Here is a 15446-nt window from a genome sequence, read left to right as displayed (position 1 = left end):
CAAAACAAAGGAGGTAATTTTGTGTCCAAAAAAAGAATAAAAGATCTAGCAGAAATTGCTCTGGTCGCGGCAATTTATTTTGTACTCACAGTTATATTTTCTTCTATTTCATTTTTACCCCTTCAGTTTCGCGTAGGGGAAATTACAAAATCCATTGTAGTATTCAATAAAAAATATGCCATTTCCATGATGATAGGAAATTTTTTTGCAAATTTGTTTAGCCCATTTGCTGGCACAATGGAGCTAATTTTTATGCCTCTTTCAAACTTAATCGGTTGTACAATTGGATACTACATTGGAAGAGCTACTCACAAATTGGTAGGTGCTGTATTCGTAGCTCTTTGGATTGCAGCATCTGTTGGAATCACTTTAAATATCTCTGCCAATATACCATTTATTCCAACTTTCTTAAGCGTAGGATTGGCTGAAACTGTACTTTTGGTAACGGGATATTTTTTGCTTTTTACAATTGAAAAGAAAGGAGTTGTGAAATTTGACAGATAAATATAAAGAGAGAAGATTTGACACTTACAGTTATGAAAAGATTGACAAAGAAGTTTTAGAATCGATTGAATATGAATACCCTGAAAAAAATACTATTGTGGAATATATCACTAATGAATTTTTTTCTGTTTGCCCTTGGACAGGATTACCTGACAATGCAAAACTTACTATAAGATATATACCTTCTAAAAAATTAGTAGAACTTAAATCTTTAAAGTATTATCTCACCTCCTATAGAAATGTAGGTATACTGCAAGAACATGCTATAAATAGAATTTTAGATGACTTAGTTGAACTTCTACAGCCAAAATTTATGGAAGTAATAGGTGAGTTTCAAGAAAGAGGTGGAATAGCCACGCGAATTGTGGCAAAATATGAAAAAGAAAAGTAGATATAAAGCTGCCCAAAAATTTCCTTGGGCAGCTTTTTCATATTGATTCTTTATTCAAATTCTATCTCAAAATAGCCATATTTTTTGTTATTGTCAACAACAACTTCGAGATCTACATTAAATTTCTCTTTGTAAAATTTTACAATTTCCTTTTCTGCCGCGATTTTAACAACTTTATCATTCCCTTTTATGTAGATTTTTCGCACTTTTATATGTCGCAACACTCTCTCTATATTATTCCTTAATCTTTTGTAGATGTACTCAGTTGAATAAACCATCCCTTCCCCTTCACATATAGGGCATTTTTCTTTAAGGTATGAGCCTACTTGCGACCTCACTCTTTTTCTTGTCATCTCAACAAGCCCTAATTGAGTATACCCTAATACACTGCATTTTGTCCTGTCTTTTTGGAGTTCTTTTTTGAAAAACTCCAGCAAATCCTTTCTAAAATTTTCATTTTTCATGTCTATAAAGTCAATAATAATTATTCCACCAATATCTCTTAACTTAAGCTGCAGGGCAATTTCTTCTGCTGCTTCAAGATTGGTCTTGTATATTGTCTCCTCTAAAGAAGATTTTCCTACGTACTTTCCTGTGTTTACATCAATTACAGTAAGAGCTTCTGTTTGGTCTATTATTACAAAACCTCCACTTTTTAACCATACCTTTTTTTCTAACAATTTCTCAACTTGAAAATCTGCTCCATAAATCCCCATTAAGTCTCCTTCTTCATAAGTAACTGAAATATTTTCCTTTCCTACATTTTTTAAATATCTTTTTATGTTCTCATACTCTTCTTTGTCGTTTACCACAATTTCATCTACCTCATCAGAAAGCAAATCCCTCAAATACTTAATTGCAAAATCCTCTTCTTTGTATATCAAAGAAGGAAGGGGAGCATTTTGAAAATCTTTTTGTATTTTCTCATACAAGCGAATTAATTCGTCTAAATCCTCCCGCATTTGCTGTTCTGTCGCCTCTAATGCAGCTGTTCTGACAATTATCCCCATACCATCAGGTTTTAATTCTTTCACAATTTCCTGAAGCCTTTTCCTTTCCCCTTCTTCCTCAATCCTATGGGAAATTCCGACGTAGTCGACATTAGGCATTAAAACGACATATTTCCCCGGCAAAGAAATATTAGCGGTCACTCTGGGATTTTTCATGCCTACTGCTTCTTTTGATACTTGAACCATTATTGGTTGGCCTGGTTTTAAAACTTGTGTAATGTTTTTGGGTAAATTTTCTTGTTGAAAAAGCACATCGTCAGAAAATAAAAAAGCGTTCTTACCAATTCCAATATCTACAAAGGCCGCCTGCATACCTTTTAAAACATTTTGAATCTTACCTTTATAAATATTTCCCAAAATATTTTTTCCATCTCTTTTCTCTGGATGGTACTCCTTTAGCTTCCCATTTTCTAATAAAGCAATTTGACTCAAATTTTCATCAATGTCCAATATAAGTCTTTTCAAAATTTTCACCCCGTACTTATTCTAAAATCATATTTTTTCTGTGAAGTTTATAAAAGTCCATATCAAACAAGTCTCCAATGTAATCATTCAAAGCTTTTAATAAATGCAATGGATTAGGAGCTCCCTCTCCTAATTTTAATTTTATATAAAATTTCAAATAATCTTCTGCCTCTTCAATTACCTTTAATTCCAAAACATAAGGTCTTATATTTACCATTTTTCTGCCACTTTTACTCTCTTTTTCTATCTCAATTATATCTCTTTTCATAAATTCTTCTATTTTATTTTGAATATCTTTAATACTTTTTTTAACATTGACTTGCAAAATATACTCTGCTCCTTTTATTTTTGTAGAAAGCGCATCATTTAATTCTACCTCATAACTTTCCACAATTTCAATACCAGGTGGTAACACTTTGTTCATCTTTTTTTTGAATTCCTCAGGAGAAATATCTTCTTCTACATCTATATCCATGTAATCCCCCTCTGTCGTCGCACCTACTAATAGTGCAGGCCCAAAAGAAATTTTGGGATGGGGATTAAATCCTTGTGAAAAAGCCACTTTTATATCGGCTCTTCTCAAAGCCCTTTGAAATACTCGCAAAAGATCTAAATGGGAAATAAATTTGACTCTTTCATCTTTTGTATATTTATTTCTTAGACGCTTCAAAACATACTACCCCCTCATCAAAGTCCTTTACTCCACAACCTGTACAATAGAGCCTGCAGTCAGGTGTAATTCTTCCTTCTTGAGATTTTTTATATTCTCTAATCAAATATCTTTTATCTACCCCAACGTCTATTACATCCCATGGAAATACTTCTTCTAAACTTCTTTCTCTATTGGCATAAAAGTGAGGATTTACACCTACCTCCTTAAAAGCCTCTTCCCATTTGTCATAATTAAGATATTCTTCCCATCCGTCAAATTTGCATCCTTTTTCCCAGGCTTTTATTATAGCTTTTCCTACTTTTCTATCTCCTCTTGAAATAACAGCCTCTAAAAAACTCATATAAGGATTGTGCCAATTGTACTTTAACACTTTACTCTTAAGTTTCTTTTTTAGCAAGTCTTGCTTTTCCATTATATCTTTAATGCTGTCTTGAGCTGTCCACTGAAAAGGTGTAAAAGGTTTAGGCACAAAAGTAGAAGTGCTTATAGTGACTTTTAAATTCTTCACATTCCCTTTTACTTCTTTGTAATTATCCACTATTTTATAAGCCAAATCCACTATTCCCTCTACATCCTCCATCATCTCTGTAGGAAGACCAATCATAAAATAAAGTTTGACATTTGTCCATCCTGCAGAAAAAGCCTCTTTTGTCGCCTCTAAAATATCTTCCTCTGTAATCCCTTTATTAATTACGTCTCTAAGTCTTTGTGTGCCAGCTTCTGGTGCTAAAGTAAGACCTGTTTTTCTAACTTTTTGTATTTCTTTTAACAAATTTATAGATACAGCATCTACTCGTGTAGAGGGTATAGAAACTCCAACTCCTTTATCCTTATATTTATCAATCAGTTTTTTGACTAAGTCTTCAATTTGAGAATAATCACAAGTACTTAAAGAAGTTAAAGATATTTCCTCATACCCTGTAGATTTTATAAGCTTGTCCGCTAAATCTAAAATTTTTTCCTTTGATTTTTCCCTCACTGGCCTATATATCATGCCAGCTTGACAAAATCTACAACCACGAGTACATCCTCTAAAAATTTCTAACATTATTCTATCGTGAACTATGTCCATAAAAGGAACAATTTGCTCCTCAGGATGATACACATTTTCAAAATCTTTAACTATTCTTTTCTTTACCTTTTCGGGCACTCCTTTTTTAATAGTCCTTATCTCTTTTATTGTTCCATCTTGATTGTATACTTCCATATAGTACTTAGGAACATATACTCCTTTGATTTGAGAAACAATTTGTAAAAATTCTTCTCTTTCTCCTCCTCTTTTCTTCCAATCTATATAAGCGTCAATAATTTCATTTATGACCTCTTCTCCTTCTCCCATTACAAAAAAGTCAATAACGTCAGATAAAGGAGCAGGGTTATAAGCACAGGGTCCACCAGCAATGACAAAAGGTAACCCTTTCCTATCTCTTGATAGGATAGGAATACCTGCTAAGTTAAGCATATTTATTACATTTGTATAACTTAACTCATACTGGAGAGTAAAACCTATAAAGTCAAATTTATCTAATGGGGTTTTTGTCTCTAAACTAAAAAGAGGAATGTCATTTTCCCTCATGAGTTTTTCCATATCCAACCATGGCGCAAAAACCCTTTCACAATATACGTCTTCTCTTTTGTTTAAAAGATGGTATAAAATTCTAAGCCCCAAATGAGACATTCCCACTTCATATACATCCGGAAAAGCAAAAGCAAACCTTACTTTGACTTCCTCCGGATTTTTTATAGAAGAATTTAATTCTCCTCCTGTGTATCTTGTAGGTTTGCTTACTTTCATAAGCAAAGCATCTATTTTATCCTTTAAGTTATTCATCTTCCTTCCTCCATAGTCATTTTATAATCTCACCAATTGGTAAATACAATCCATGTTCTACCGCATATTCAAAAAGCTGAGTCTCGGTTATTCTATATTTTTCCCTAAATTTGTCGTCTAATATTATTATAACATGGTATTTAGCAGGTATAAAACTTTTTATAACATTTGCAATTGTCTCCTTTTCTAATACTGCTATATGATGTACCCCCATCAATCCTTTTTTATAGAACTCTGCTTTTTTCCTGAAAAGATCTCTCATTTGCAAAAAAGCTGATGCCTTTTTCTCTTTATTTGCGGCGACTACTAATAACACCGATAAAAAAGCATAAACAACATTTAGCTTCCAATTGAATATGCCTTTTAGAAGAAGATATAACATAACGAAAGAAATAGCATAGGAAGAAAAAACAGCAGTCGCAATAGCACTTCTTAGGCTAATAAAATATGACAAAACACTTTTTAAAACCCGTCCTCCATCCAAAGGAAGCCCTGGCAGTAGATTAAAAAAAGCCATTGCAATACTAGCTTTTATAAAATAATCCATGTCTATTTGTAAAACTTGTGAAATGAATTCTCCAAAAAAAGCAAAAAAAATATTGGACATAGGTCCTGCCAGTGCAGCTAACACTTCTAAGTCTGGTCTTATAAACACTATGCTGTCCAAAAGAGCAATTCCTCCAAAAGGATAGATATTGACTTGTAGCACCTCTACTTTTAGTTTCTTGGCAATATAAATGTGTCCACATTCGTGAACGAAAATTGTAGCAAAAATAGCAATTAATTCTTTTATAAATCCCGTTGCAATTAAAAGTAATGCAAATACAAAAGTAGAAAAATGTATTTTTACTTCAATCCCTCTAAATTTCATTTTGCGCCTTCACTGGCAGCATCCCCTATAACAACCTTTGTCAAGGGGTCTACTGGCTTGCCATTTTCCCAAACTTCAAAATGCAAGTGAGGAGCAGTGACTTTCCCAGTATCGCCTGTCTTCCCAATTATATCCCCTTGTTTTACTTGGTCTTTTTCTTTCACTAAAATTTCTGATAAATGAGCATAGACGGTCCTTACATCATTAGCATGCCTTAAAACTATGACTTTTCCAAAATCCTGGTTTTGCTCCTCCACTAACATTACTACCCCATCTAATGCTGCCTTCACTTCTGTTCCAATAGGAGCATCTATATCAATACCAGTGTGATTTGTCAATTGGTTTGTAATAGGATCAACCCTCATTCCAAAGCCAGAGGTTACCTTTCCAGTAACAGGTGCAATCATTTTGATAGAAGCCTGAGAAACATCAGAAGAAGTTTTATTTTCTGAAGTTTTTTCTTCAGTGGGAGAAAAAACTTTTATCACACTTTCTTTAAGCCAAGGAATCTTACTTTGAACTAATTTTAACCCTTTCTTTGTGTTTTCGTAATTCATATCATAACTTAGCACACTTTTAGTAGCATTTATAAAAGAGTTAGCTATAGGCACGTCAACTGCTTTAAAAAGCAAAATCATTCCTAATAAAACTAATGAAATAATTAATTGATTTTCAAATAGCTCTGCATACTTTTTGTAAATGCTAAATTTTTGGGGAGAATAATAAGGAATTCGTTGGTATTTCATGATATATGCCTCCTTCTATGTTACATTTTATTTTGAAGGAGGCATTATTATGATAAGTTATTTTATTTATCTGCTATTTCTCTCCACTCTAAAAGCCCTTGCTCCATCCCCTTCAATAAAACTTCTGCAGTAGCGATATTAGTCGCCAATGGAATAGAATGCACATCACAAACTCTAAGCAAAGCCAAAATATCTGGTTCATGGGATTGAGCCGTAAGTGGGTCTCTTAAAAAAATCACCATATCAATCTTATTTTCAGCAATCATTGCACCAATCTGTTGGTCTCCCCCAAGAGGACCAGGTAAAAGGCAATTTACATTTAGACCTGTCGCCTCCTTAATAAGTTGTCCTGTATGGCCTGTTGCATATATATTACACTTTTCAAAGATATGCTTATAAGCAATTGCGAAATTCACCATAAGTTCTTTTTTTTGATCATGGGCTATCAAAGCTATATTCATGGAAATTCCCCCTAAAAGTTTATCTTTTGCCTTCTCATGCTTATATTTTCCAAAAGTCCTATAGCCATTAAATCTGCCACCATTGCACTTCCACCATAGCTCATAAAGGGAAGAGGAATACCTGTGATTGGCATTATCCCAATAGTCATCCCTATATTTTCAAAGATGTGAAATGTAAACATAGCAATAATTCCTACTGCCACCAGCATTCCATATTTGTCCTTAGCATTATAAGCAATCTTCCAAGCTTTATACAACATAATAGCATAGAGAACTATTAGTATAGATGCTCCTATAAAACCTAATTCTTCCCCTACAACAGAAAAAATAAAGTCTGTCCAGGCTTCGGGAAGATAATAGAGCTGAGTTTGGCTTCCGTGAAAAAGCCCCTTTCCCCAAAACATCCCTGAACCGATAGCAATTTTAGACTGTATCACATGGTAACCCGTTCCCATTGGGTCCAGTTCCGGATTTAAAAAGGATAAAAGTCTATTTCTCTGGTAAGGTTTTAATAGTTTGTATCCAATAGGCAGCAGGGCAATTCCTAAAGCAAAAAGCTGTCCCAATACCTTTGTCCTTATCCCCGAGATATATACTATGGCTAAAAAAATTGCAATAAATACAAGCCCTGTCCCTAAATCCGGCTGCAACATCACTGCAATAAAGGGAATTCCTACATAAACCATTGGCCACAAAAGTTCTTTAAAAGTCTTTATTTCTTCCGTCTTGCTAAACATATTTGCTAAAGTTAGCACTAATGCCAACTTAGAAAATTCAGAAGGTTGAATATCCACAGGTCCTAAACTTATCCAGCTTTGTGCACCGTTACTTACCTTTCCTGTTGCTAAAACTAGTACAAGACCAAAAAGGTTGAGAATATATATAAAAGTAGAAAACTTAGCAAGAATATTATAATCAAAAAGACATATTAGAGCGATAGAAATAAGTCCTATTAAAATTGCCGCAGACTGAACAATAACTTTTTTGTAGGAACCCGTCTGAATTACATGAGAAGCACTTGTCACTACAATAACGCTATATATAGAGATTAAAAGCACAACAATCAAAAGTCCCCAGTCAAAGTTTTTTAAAAGTTTTTTATCAAACACTTTAATCCCCTCTTTTTCAGCAATCCAACTTGTATTATACCATATAAAAGAGATTTTCACTATATAAAAAAGCTGGCCTACGGCCAGTTATCTTATCACCTGTTTCATTTTCTTTATAGGAATATTCGCATGAAGAGCAGGCATATAGGTATTATCACTTCTTTTTTCTTTTGTAATTTCTACATTTAATCCTGCTTCATCAATATCCACGTAATTAGAAATAACGTTTAATATGTCTTCTTTTATCATTTCCAAAAATTTAGGAGAAACGTCCGCCCTATCATGGACCAATAAAAGTTGTAACCTCTCTTTTGCTATATCTTTACTGTTGTTTTTTCCTCCAAAAGATTTAAATAAATCCACAAATCACACCTCCTAAAAGCGCTAAGCCAGCTTAAAAAGCTTTTTGAGTCTATCCATAAATCCATTTCCTATATCAAGGTTAATTAAAGGCACATTATTCCCTAAAAGTCTTTCCACCAAATTTCTATAGGCTTGTCCTGCTAATGACCTCTCATCCATAACAATCGGTTCACCTTTATTGGAAGAAATAATTATATTTTCATCATCAGGAATGACACCTAAAAGGTCAATAGCTAAAATATCTATAATATCTTCAATATCCATCATATCTCCTCTTTTGACCATATCCATCTTAATCCTGTTTATAACTAACTTAGGATTGTGAAGTTCCGCAGCCTCTAAAAGTCCTATAATCCTATCAGCATCTCTAACCGCTGAAACTTCTGGAGTAGTTATGACAATTGCTCTATCAGCACCTGCAATTGCATTTCTAAATCCTTGTTCAATACCTGCAGGACAATCTACTAATATATAGTCAAATTCCTTTTTCAAATCTCCTATTAATTTTTGCATTTGCTCTGGAGTAACAGCAGATTTATCTCTTGTTTGAGCGGCAGGTAAAAGATATAGCCCATCAAACCTTTTGTCCTTTATCAAAGCTTGCTTTAATCTGCACTGCCCCTCTACTACATCAACAATATCATACACAATTCTATTTTCCAATCCCATCACTACATCAAGATTTCTTAAACCTATATCAGTATCGACTAAAGCAACTTTATAACCTTTCATAGCAAGGTATGTACCAATATTTGCAGTAGAAGTAGTTTTCCCAACTCCACCTTTTCCAGAAGTTATAACTATTGCTTCGCTCATCGTACCACTCCATTCCATTAATATTATTTTTTAGAATATTTTACCATAAATCATTGAGATGGTAAAGAGGTTTTACAATAATTTTACCTTTTTTAACAACTGCAATTTCGGGATAATCACTGGCATCATCTTTATCTGGAGCCCTGGAGATAACATTAGCTATTCTAAGCTGCATTGCTCTTAAGGAAGAAGCTACAATTACAGCCTCCTTATTGCCAGTAAATCCCGCATGAGCTATTCCCCTCAACGTCCCCATAACAACTATATTACCGGCAGCTTGTACTAATCCTCCAGGATTCACATCCCCAATTATTACAAGATTACCATGGTATTTCACAACCTGTCCTGACCTAACAGTACCTTTATGAAATTTTGTTATCCCCTCTTCTAACCCATTAAATATTTCGTCATCTGTCACATTTTTTATATGTTTTTCTTGAAAATTTTTTACCCGCACCTCAATGCCGTATTTATCAAAAATAAAGTCTTTTAATTCTTGTAATTTCTCTTCTTTGACGTTTAAACTTTTTACTCTCACAGTAAGAGTTGCACCCTCAAAAAATTTAAGAGATTTCTCAATTCTATTCACTATTTTCTCTTTTAGTGTTTCAATATCTACATCCTCTTCTAATACAATTACCAGCCCTTCTTTTGTCCCTTGAATTTTTATTGCTTCTTTTATCATAATCTACCTCCGTAAAACACTCGTTATTATCTATATTCTCCACAAATCGTAATTTTCCTTCTTGTTAAAGAAAAAAAGAGGATAAAATATCCTCACCCACAAATCATCTTATAGGCAAATTTATCACATTGAAGGTTTCACCTGTATTATTCTTACTCAATCCAAAATAAGCATCAAAAATATCTCTTGCTACATAACCTGCGTAAGAACCATGTCCTCCTTGGTATATAACCGCAACTACAACTATTTGAGGATCATCATAAGGAGCAAAGCCAACAAACCAAGCATAATTAGCCCTTCCAACTACTTCTGCAGTACCTGTCTTGCCCCCTACAGGAATAGGAAAATTGCGAAAAGCACCGCTTGCAGTACCTCCTCTTTCAGTTACCCCTTTCATACCTAACTTTATAGCATCGAGGTATTTCTTGGGAATATGAATTCTATCTAAAACTTCTGGCTTTGTTTCCTCAACAATTTTTCCATCTGGGGACACAATTTTATCAACTAAATGAAGTTTATATCTAATTCCTCCATTTATTAATGTAGACACATAACTAGCAATTTCTAAAGGAGTAAACTGATTATCTCCTTGTCCTATTGCCGCACTACAAGTATCTGTCAAGCTCCAATGTTTTGCATAATACATCATTTCCCATAATTTTCTTTGAAGCTTTGTATCTTTTATACCCATCTTTTCTAATTGTAAAAAGGTATTATAGTCACTCAAATTCCCTTTATCAATGATTTCTACAATTTTTTGATACTGTTCTTCCGTTATAACTCCATCTGGATTTGTATCTGTTTTCACCATTGATTTTATCAACCCAAGATAATATTCTCTTTTATATTGTGGACTTGCAATAACACCTTTTGCTTCATACAGCTCTATTCCTGTTTTTTGGTCTAAAGCAAATTTCTTGGCATATTCGACTATTTTATCTATTCCCATTCTTCTTCCCATTTCATAAAAATAGGTATCAGTAGAATATTTAATTGCATCAGAAACATTCACCCAACCTTGTGTCCGAGGCCACGCCCAGTTACGCTGTCCTGTATAAGGATATATTCCTGGGTCTAAATATTTTTCATCAACTGTTGTGACCCCAGTGTCTAAAGCTGCGAATGCAACAGCCATCTTGAAGGTAGATCCTGGAGGTACTGCTCCTTGAGTTGCATAATTGAAAATAGGACTTGGATCAGCTGTAGCATCTCTTGATTTAAAAAGTTCATTTACTACATCTTTAGGGGGATTGCCAGTAGCAAAAATGTTTGGATCATAACCAGGGATACTGGCTAATGCTAAAACTTTTCCTGTGTCTACATCTACAACCACTGCTGCTCCAATATTAGCAGGAAAAGACTCGCCATATTTCCCATCTCTTATATTTTGCATAGTTGTGATAAGAGATTGTTCTGCCGCCTCTTGAATATTTTTGTCAATGGTTAAAAATATAGTATCACCTGGTACAGGAGGTTCTGTCCCTAAATTCTTTATTAATCTTCCATAATTATCTACTACAACCTGTTGTCCACCATCTTTTCCTCTTAAATACTTTTCATACAATGCTTCAAGTCCAGAATGCCCAACCAAATCTGTAAGCTTGTATTTACTCATATCCAAGTTTTTTAAATCGTCTTGAGTAATTCGACCAATATATCCTAAAGTTTGGGATAATAGTGTTTCATAAGGATAATATCTAACAGGTTTTACATTTATCATAATTCCTGGCAATTCTAAATGTTTTTCCTCAATCTCGGCAATTGTTTTTTGATCGACATCCACAGCTATTTCTACTGGCTGATATTGATTATAGCCTTGTTCTTCCATTAATTGACGCACAACCATTATTTTTCTCGCTTCTATTGGATCCATATCCTTAGGTATTTTAAATTTTTTATCAAAATATCCCATGCCTCTTTAGCAGTAGCATTTTCATTTATGTTATTAGCTTTTTTCCAGGCTTTTTCTCGAGTTTTTAAAGTTTCTTCTTTTACTGATACTTCATCTGAATTTTTAAAATTGAAATAAGGATTTCCATTTTCATCTAAATAGATAGGCAAATCATCTTTATATTTTACATTATTCTTTGTCAAAATATCCATTAATTTTAATATAGTCTCGTTAAGGTGACTATCAACTACTTCTCCTTTTATAATATCTACAGAAAAGCTTGGTCTATTTGTGGCTAACTTTACTCCATATCTATCAACAATTTCTCCACGAGGAGCCTCAATAGGTATACGTCTAATTGCTTGGCGCATTGATATTTCTCTATAATAGTCGCCCTTTATCAGCTGTAAATAGATTAAGCGGGAAACTAAAACGACAAGAAGGGCAAGGATAATAGCTCCAAAAGTATAAAACTTTTTTTTAAGGCTCTCATTCAAGGATATCACCTTCAAAATTTGCTTTTTCTAAAAAAATTTACTTTATTTTCATTAACATATTTGTTAAAGGAAACTAAATATCTATAGGCAAAAGCAGTAATTACAGAATTATAAACCGCCTGTATCATCGCAACATTCATAAAATCTGATAAGAAATTAAACTCATACTTCATCAAAACCATTGAAAACATCGTTATAAGGTTATAAAGAAGGGTTCCTAAAAAGACAAACACAAAAGCCACAAAAGAACTTTCTTTAAAAACACTTTTGCTTAAAAGCCCTGTAATGTAGCTGACAATGAGCAAAGAAAAAGTAGTAACCCCTAGAGCATTATTAAAAAGAATGTCTTGAATAAGCCCGGCAAAAAGACTTAAATAAATTGCTTCCCAAGAGCCATTTAAAAGTGAAAAACTTAGTACTACAATAAAAGCTGCATCTGGTTTGACGCCAAAGATATCTATAAATCTGAATAAAGTTGTTTGTAAAATAATTAACAAAACAATCAATAGATATTTGTATACTTTTCTCATAATACTCTACTTCCCTGTATTTGTTGTATTAGTAACTACAAAAACATACTCCAATCTTTCAAAATCAGCGGCTGGTTCTATGACGGCTTGTTTTAGCAAAGAACCTGGGTCTCGAGTAACTTTTGATACTTTTCCTATTATCAAACCTTTTGGGAATCTACTCATACCAGAAGTAGTTACTACATCACCTTCTATCAATTCGGCATCTAAGGGAAGATATATCATGATAAGTCCACCGTTTGAATCTCCTCTTACCACACCATTATCACGAGTTCGTACATCTACAGCGCTTACAGAACTATCTCTATCTATAATGGCTAATACCTTTGCCCAATTGTCTCCTACTTCAGTAATCTGTCCCACCATATTGCCTCTCTCGTCTAAAACTGCCATGCCAGGTTGTATACCCTCATTTTTGCCTTTATCAATAGTAAAAGTATTAAACCAATTTCCTGAATTCTTTCCTGTTATAGTAGCAAGTTTTAAATCTAGTTCAACATTTTCTGTTTTAAAATTTAAAGCTTCTTTAAGCCTTTTATTTTCGTTCATTAATTCCTGTAACTGAATATTTTCTTTTCTCAGTTTTTCTACTTCTTTTTGAAGTTTTTCATTTGTTGCCCTTAAAGTACCTATCTCACTAATTGAAGAAAACAAATTAGAAATTCCCTCTCCCATTTGATAGAAAACTTTTTGAATGGGAGTAAAAACAGTTCCAACTATAGATTCTACTTTAGTAACATACCTTTCGGTATCATAAGTATAAGCCATGGCGGCAATAAGCGCCACGGCTATCAAAAAAAACAAAATAAATTGCTTATTATTTCTAAAAAAGCGTGGCACGCCAATAACACCTCTCAAGCTCTACTTGCCGGACTTAAAACTCTCCTAAAGAGGGAACTTTCCTCTAAAATTTTCCCTGCTCCAAGTGCCACACAATCCGTTGGCTGATCAGCTATTTGTACAGGCATTCCTGTTTCCTCTCTTATGAGCTTGTCTATGCCGCTCAAAAGAGCACCACCGCCTGTTAACATAATTCCTCTGTCCATGATGTCTGCTGCAAGCTCTGGTGGAGTCTTTTCAAGAGTCATCTTTATAGCTTCAATTATACTAGATATTGGATCTTTTAAAGCTTCCAAAATCTCAGTTGAAGTAATCTTTAAAGTTTTTGGAAGCCCAGACACCAAATCCCTTCCCCTTATATCCATAGTTTCTTCTTTATCCTTTGGAAAAGCTGAACCAATTTGTATCTTTATCTCTTCTGCAGTCCTTTCTCCTATCATGAGGTTATATTCTCTCTTTATATAATTGATTATGGCTTCATCCATTTCATCTCCGCCAACTCTCAAAGACTTGCTGGTAACAATTCCTCCAAGAGAAATTACAGCCACATCTGTAGTACCACCGCCTATGTCTACAACCATACTGCCAGTTGGTTCTTCAACAGGAAGGCCTGCACCAATTGCTGCAGCCATAGGCTCTTCTACTGTATGAGCTTCTTTCGCCCCTGCTTGTAAAGCTGCTTCAATAACTGCTCTTTTCTCTACTTCCGTAACCCCTGAAGGTATACCAACTATAACTCTAGGCCTAAATAATCCTTTTCTTGGATTAACTTTACTTATAAAGTGATCCAACATAGCCTTAGTTATATCAAAATCAGCTATTACACCATCTCTCATAGGCCTTATAGCGATTATGTTTCCAGGAGTTCTACCTACCATCTTTTTTGCTTCTTCTCCAACTGCAAGAATTGTCTTCGAATCTGTCCTCATCGCCACAACGGATGGCTCTCTCAAAACAATTCCCTTACCTTGTACATATACCAAAGTTGTGGCAGTACCTAAATCAATTCCAATATCTCTGGAAAATCCTCTCATCTGCGTATACTCCTTCCTATTTTATTCAAACTCATAATACCCCTTTTCTTTAAGACTTATACCTCTCCCATCCCCAATTATAACATGATCTAAAACTTTTATACCCAGTATATCTCCCCCTTCTACCAGCCTTTTTGTCACTTCTATATCTTCTCTGCTAGGAGTAGGGTCTCCACTGGGATGATTGTGAACAAGAATTATAGAGGAAGATGACCTTTCAATTGCAGCCTTAAATACTTCTCTTGGATGCACAATGGAAGTATTTAAACTACCTATAGATATAGTCTCTATTGCAATAACTTTATTCTTTACATTAAGCATTATCACTTTAAAATGCTCTTTCGTCAAATACCTCATTTCATCCATCATCAAATTTATGACATCTTCTGGCGATGTTATTGTGAAACTATCACTTCCCGTAGATAACATCATTCTGCGTCCTAATTCTACTGCAGCTTTTAGCTTTACTGCCTTAGCTACACCAATTCCTTTTATGCTGGCAAGCTTTTCTACGCTTGAATCTACAATGAATTTAAGCCCTCTATCTTCCATTATAAGCCTTTGCGCTAAAGTAATCGCACTTTCTCTTTTACTTCCTGTCCCTATTATTATAGCTATCAATTCGGCATTTGACAATACTTGAGCTCCATGTTTTATAAGTCTTTCTCTGGGTCTTTCCTCATAAGGCAAGTCTTTTATCATGATTTTCGCATCCTTGCCCAATACTTT

16 protein-coding genes and 1 pseudogene are annotated in these 15446 nt (G+C 34.2%); 2 read left to right on the top strand and 15 right to left on the bottom strand.

All coding sequences use genetic code 11. From position 1 onward, the window contains the following. The first annotated feature begins 21 nt into the window (after positions 1-21). Together THEWI_RS04940 and queF are read left to right on the top strand one after the other, a co-directional pair. On the top strand, positions 22-504 hold the full coding sequence (locus THEWI_RS04940; RefSeq protein ID WP_003871515.1) for a QueT transporter family protein: 483 nt from the start codon (positions 22-24) through the stop codon (positions 502-504). Beyond that, positions 494-895: a preQ(1) synthase gene (queF, locus tag THEWI_RS04935; RefSeq protein ID WP_014062667.1), complete on the top strand. Its 402-nt coding sequence runs from the start codon at positions 494-496 to the stop codon at positions 893-895. The genes THEWI_RS04940 and queF overlap by 11 nt, the downstream gene beginning before the upstream one ends. A gap of 50 nt (positions 896-945) precedes the next feature. Here the strand turns inward: queF and THEWI_RS04930 are convergent, their stop codons facing one another. The 15 genes and pseudogenes from THEWI_RS04930 to radC form a co-directional block, all read right to left on the bottom strand. Next, positions 946-2379 (bottom strand): Rne/Rng family ribonuclease, encoded by a 1434-nt coding sequence (locus THEWI_RS04930; RefSeq protein ID WP_014062666.1) that lies wholly within the window; start codon positions 2377-2379, stop codon positions 946-948. A 7-nt stretch (positions 2380-2386) separates the two neighbouring features. Next, positions 2387-3040 carry a TIGR03936 family radical SAM-associated protein gene (locus THEWI_RS04925; protein WP_014062665.1) on the bottom strand — a complete coding sequence of 218 codons (654 nt, stop codon included), beginning with the start codon at positions 3038-3040 and terminating at the stop codon, positions 2387-2389. Further along, positions 3021-4874 (bottom strand): TIGR03960 family B12-binding radical SAM protein, encoded by a 1854-nt coding sequence (locus THEWI_RS04920; RefSeq protein WP_003870964.1) that lies wholly within the window; start codon positions 4872-4874, stop codon positions 3021-3023. The genes THEWI_RS04925 and THEWI_RS04920 overlap by 20 nt, the downstream gene beginning before the upstream one ends. A 16-nt stretch (positions 4875-4890) precedes the next feature. Beyond that, positions 4891-5745 (bottom strand): site-2 protease family protein, encoded by an 855-nt coding sequence (locus THEWI_RS04915; protein WP_014062664.1) that lies wholly within the window; start codon positions 5743-5745, stop codon positions 4891-4893. After that, positions 5742-6491, bottom strand: coding sequence for a M23 family metallopeptidase (locus THEWI_RS04910; protein ID WP_014062663.1), 750 nt, complete (start codon positions 6489-6491; stop codon positions 5742-5744). Before THEWI_RS04910 ends, THEWI_RS04915 begins: the two co-directional genes overlap by 4 nt. Before the next feature lie 62 nt (positions 6492-6553). Further along, positions 6554-6952: a methylglyoxal synthase gene (locus THEWI_RS04905; protein ID WP_014062662.1), complete on the bottom strand. Its 399-nt coding sequence runs from the start codon at positions 6950-6952 to the stop codon at positions 6554-6556. Between the two features lie 11 nt (positions 6953-6963). After that, positions 6964-8061 (bottom strand): rod shape-determining protein RodA, encoded by a 1098-nt coding sequence (rodA, locus tag THEWI_RS04900; RefSeq protein WP_014062661.1) that lies wholly within the window; start codon positions 8059-8061, stop codon positions 6964-6966. An 87-nt stretch (positions 8062-8148) separates the two neighbouring features. Further along, positions 8149-8424 (bottom strand): cell division topological specificity factor MinE, encoded by a 276-nt coding sequence (gene minE / locus THEWI_RS04895; RefSeq protein WP_003870969.1) that lies wholly within the window; start codon positions 8422-8424, stop codon positions 8149-8151. A gap of 21 nt (positions 8425-8445) precedes the next feature. Further along, positions 8446-9240, bottom strand: a complete 795-nt coding sequence (minD, locus tag THEWI_RS04890) for a septum site-determining protein MinD (protein ID WP_014062660.1) — start codon at positions 9238-9240, stop codon at positions 8446-8448. A gap of 40 nt (positions 9241-9280) precedes the next feature. Then, positions 9281-9925, bottom strand: a complete 645-nt coding sequence (minC, locus tag THEWI_RS04885; protein ID WP_014062659.1) for a septum site-determining protein MinC — start codon at positions 9923-9925, stop codon at positions 9281-9283. Between the two features lie 103 nt (positions 9926-10028). Beyond that, a pseudogene (locus THEWI_RS04880) lies at positions 10029-12328 on the bottom strand (penicillin-binding protein 2). Continuing rightward, complete coding sequence (gene mreD, locus THEWI_RS04875) at positions 12325-12843, bottom strand: rod shape-determining protein MreD (protein ID WP_014062657.1); 519 nt, start codon at positions 12841-12843, stop codon at positions 12325-12327. Before mreD ends, THEWI_RS04880 begins: the two are co-directional and overlap by 4 nt. A 6-nt stretch (positions 12844-12849) precedes the next feature. Then, on the bottom strand, positions 12850-13683 hold the full coding sequence (gene mreC, locus THEWI_RS04870) for a rod shape-determining protein MreC (RefSeq protein ID WP_004401661.1): 834 nt from the start codon (positions 13681-13683) through the stop codon (positions 12850-12852). Positions 13684-13697: 14 nt separating this feature from the next. Continuing rightward, a complete protein-coding gene (locus tag THEWI_RS04865) occupies positions 13698-14717 on the bottom strand; it encodes a rod shape-determining protein (protein ID WP_003870975.1) in 1020 nt (339 codons plus the stop codon). A 21-nt stretch (positions 14718-14738) separates the two neighbouring features. Next, positions 14739-15419, bottom strand: a complete 681-nt coding sequence (radC, locus tag THEWI_RS04860; RefSeq protein WP_041589203.1) for a RadC family protein — start codon at positions 15417-15419, stop codon at positions 14739-14741. Positions 15420-15446: the final 27 nt, after the last annotated feature.

This window comes from Thermoanaerobacter wiegelii Rt8.B1, from assembly GCF_000147695.2.
GTDB classification, from domain to species: Bacteria; Bacillota; Thermoanaerobacteria; order Thermoanaerobacterales; family Thermoanaerobacteraceae; genus Thermoanaerobacter; species Thermoanaerobacter ethanolicus.
Note: the sequence above shows the minus strand (reverse complement) of the source record. Positions and strands in the feature narration are given on the sequence as shown.

Excerpts from the sequence above, each read along its gene's own strand:
- radC (WP_041589203.1), bottom strand. The coding sequence starts at position 15,419 with ATGATAAAAGACTTGCCTTATGAGGAAAGACCCAGAGAAAGACTTATA.
- THEWI_RS04865 (WP_003870975.1), bottom strand. The coding sequence starts at position 14,717 with ATGAGAGGATTTTCCAGAGATATTGGAATTGATTTAGGTACTGCCACA.
- THEWI_RS04910 (WP_014062663.1), bottom strand. The coding sequence starts at position 6,491 with ATGAAATACCAACGAATTCCTTATTATTCTCCCCAAAAATTTAGCATT.
- THEWI_RS04905 (WP_014062662.1), bottom strand. The coding sequence starts at position 6,952 with ATGAATATAGCTTTGATAGCCCATGATCAAAAAAAAGAACTTATGGTG.
- minC (WP_014062659.1), bottom strand. The coding sequence starts at position 9,925 with ATGATAAAAGAAGCAATAAAAATTCAAGGGACAAAAGAAGGGCTGGTA.
- mreD (WP_014062657.1), bottom strand. The coding sequence starts at position 12,843 with ATGAGAAAAGTATACAAATATCTATTGATTGTTTTGTTAATTATTTTA.
- minD (WP_014062660.1), bottom strand. The coding sequence starts at position 9,240 with ATGAGCGAAGCAATAGTTATAACTTCTGGAAAAGGTGGAGTTGGGAAA.
- THEWI_RS04920 (WP_003870964.1), bottom strand. The coding sequence starts at position 4,874 with ATGAATAACTTAAAGGATAAAATAGATGCTTTGCTTATGAAAGTAAGC.
- THEWI_RS04915 (WP_014062664.1), bottom strand. The coding sequence starts at position 5,745 with ATGAAATTTAGAGGGATTGAAGTAAAAATACATTTTTCTACTTTTGTA.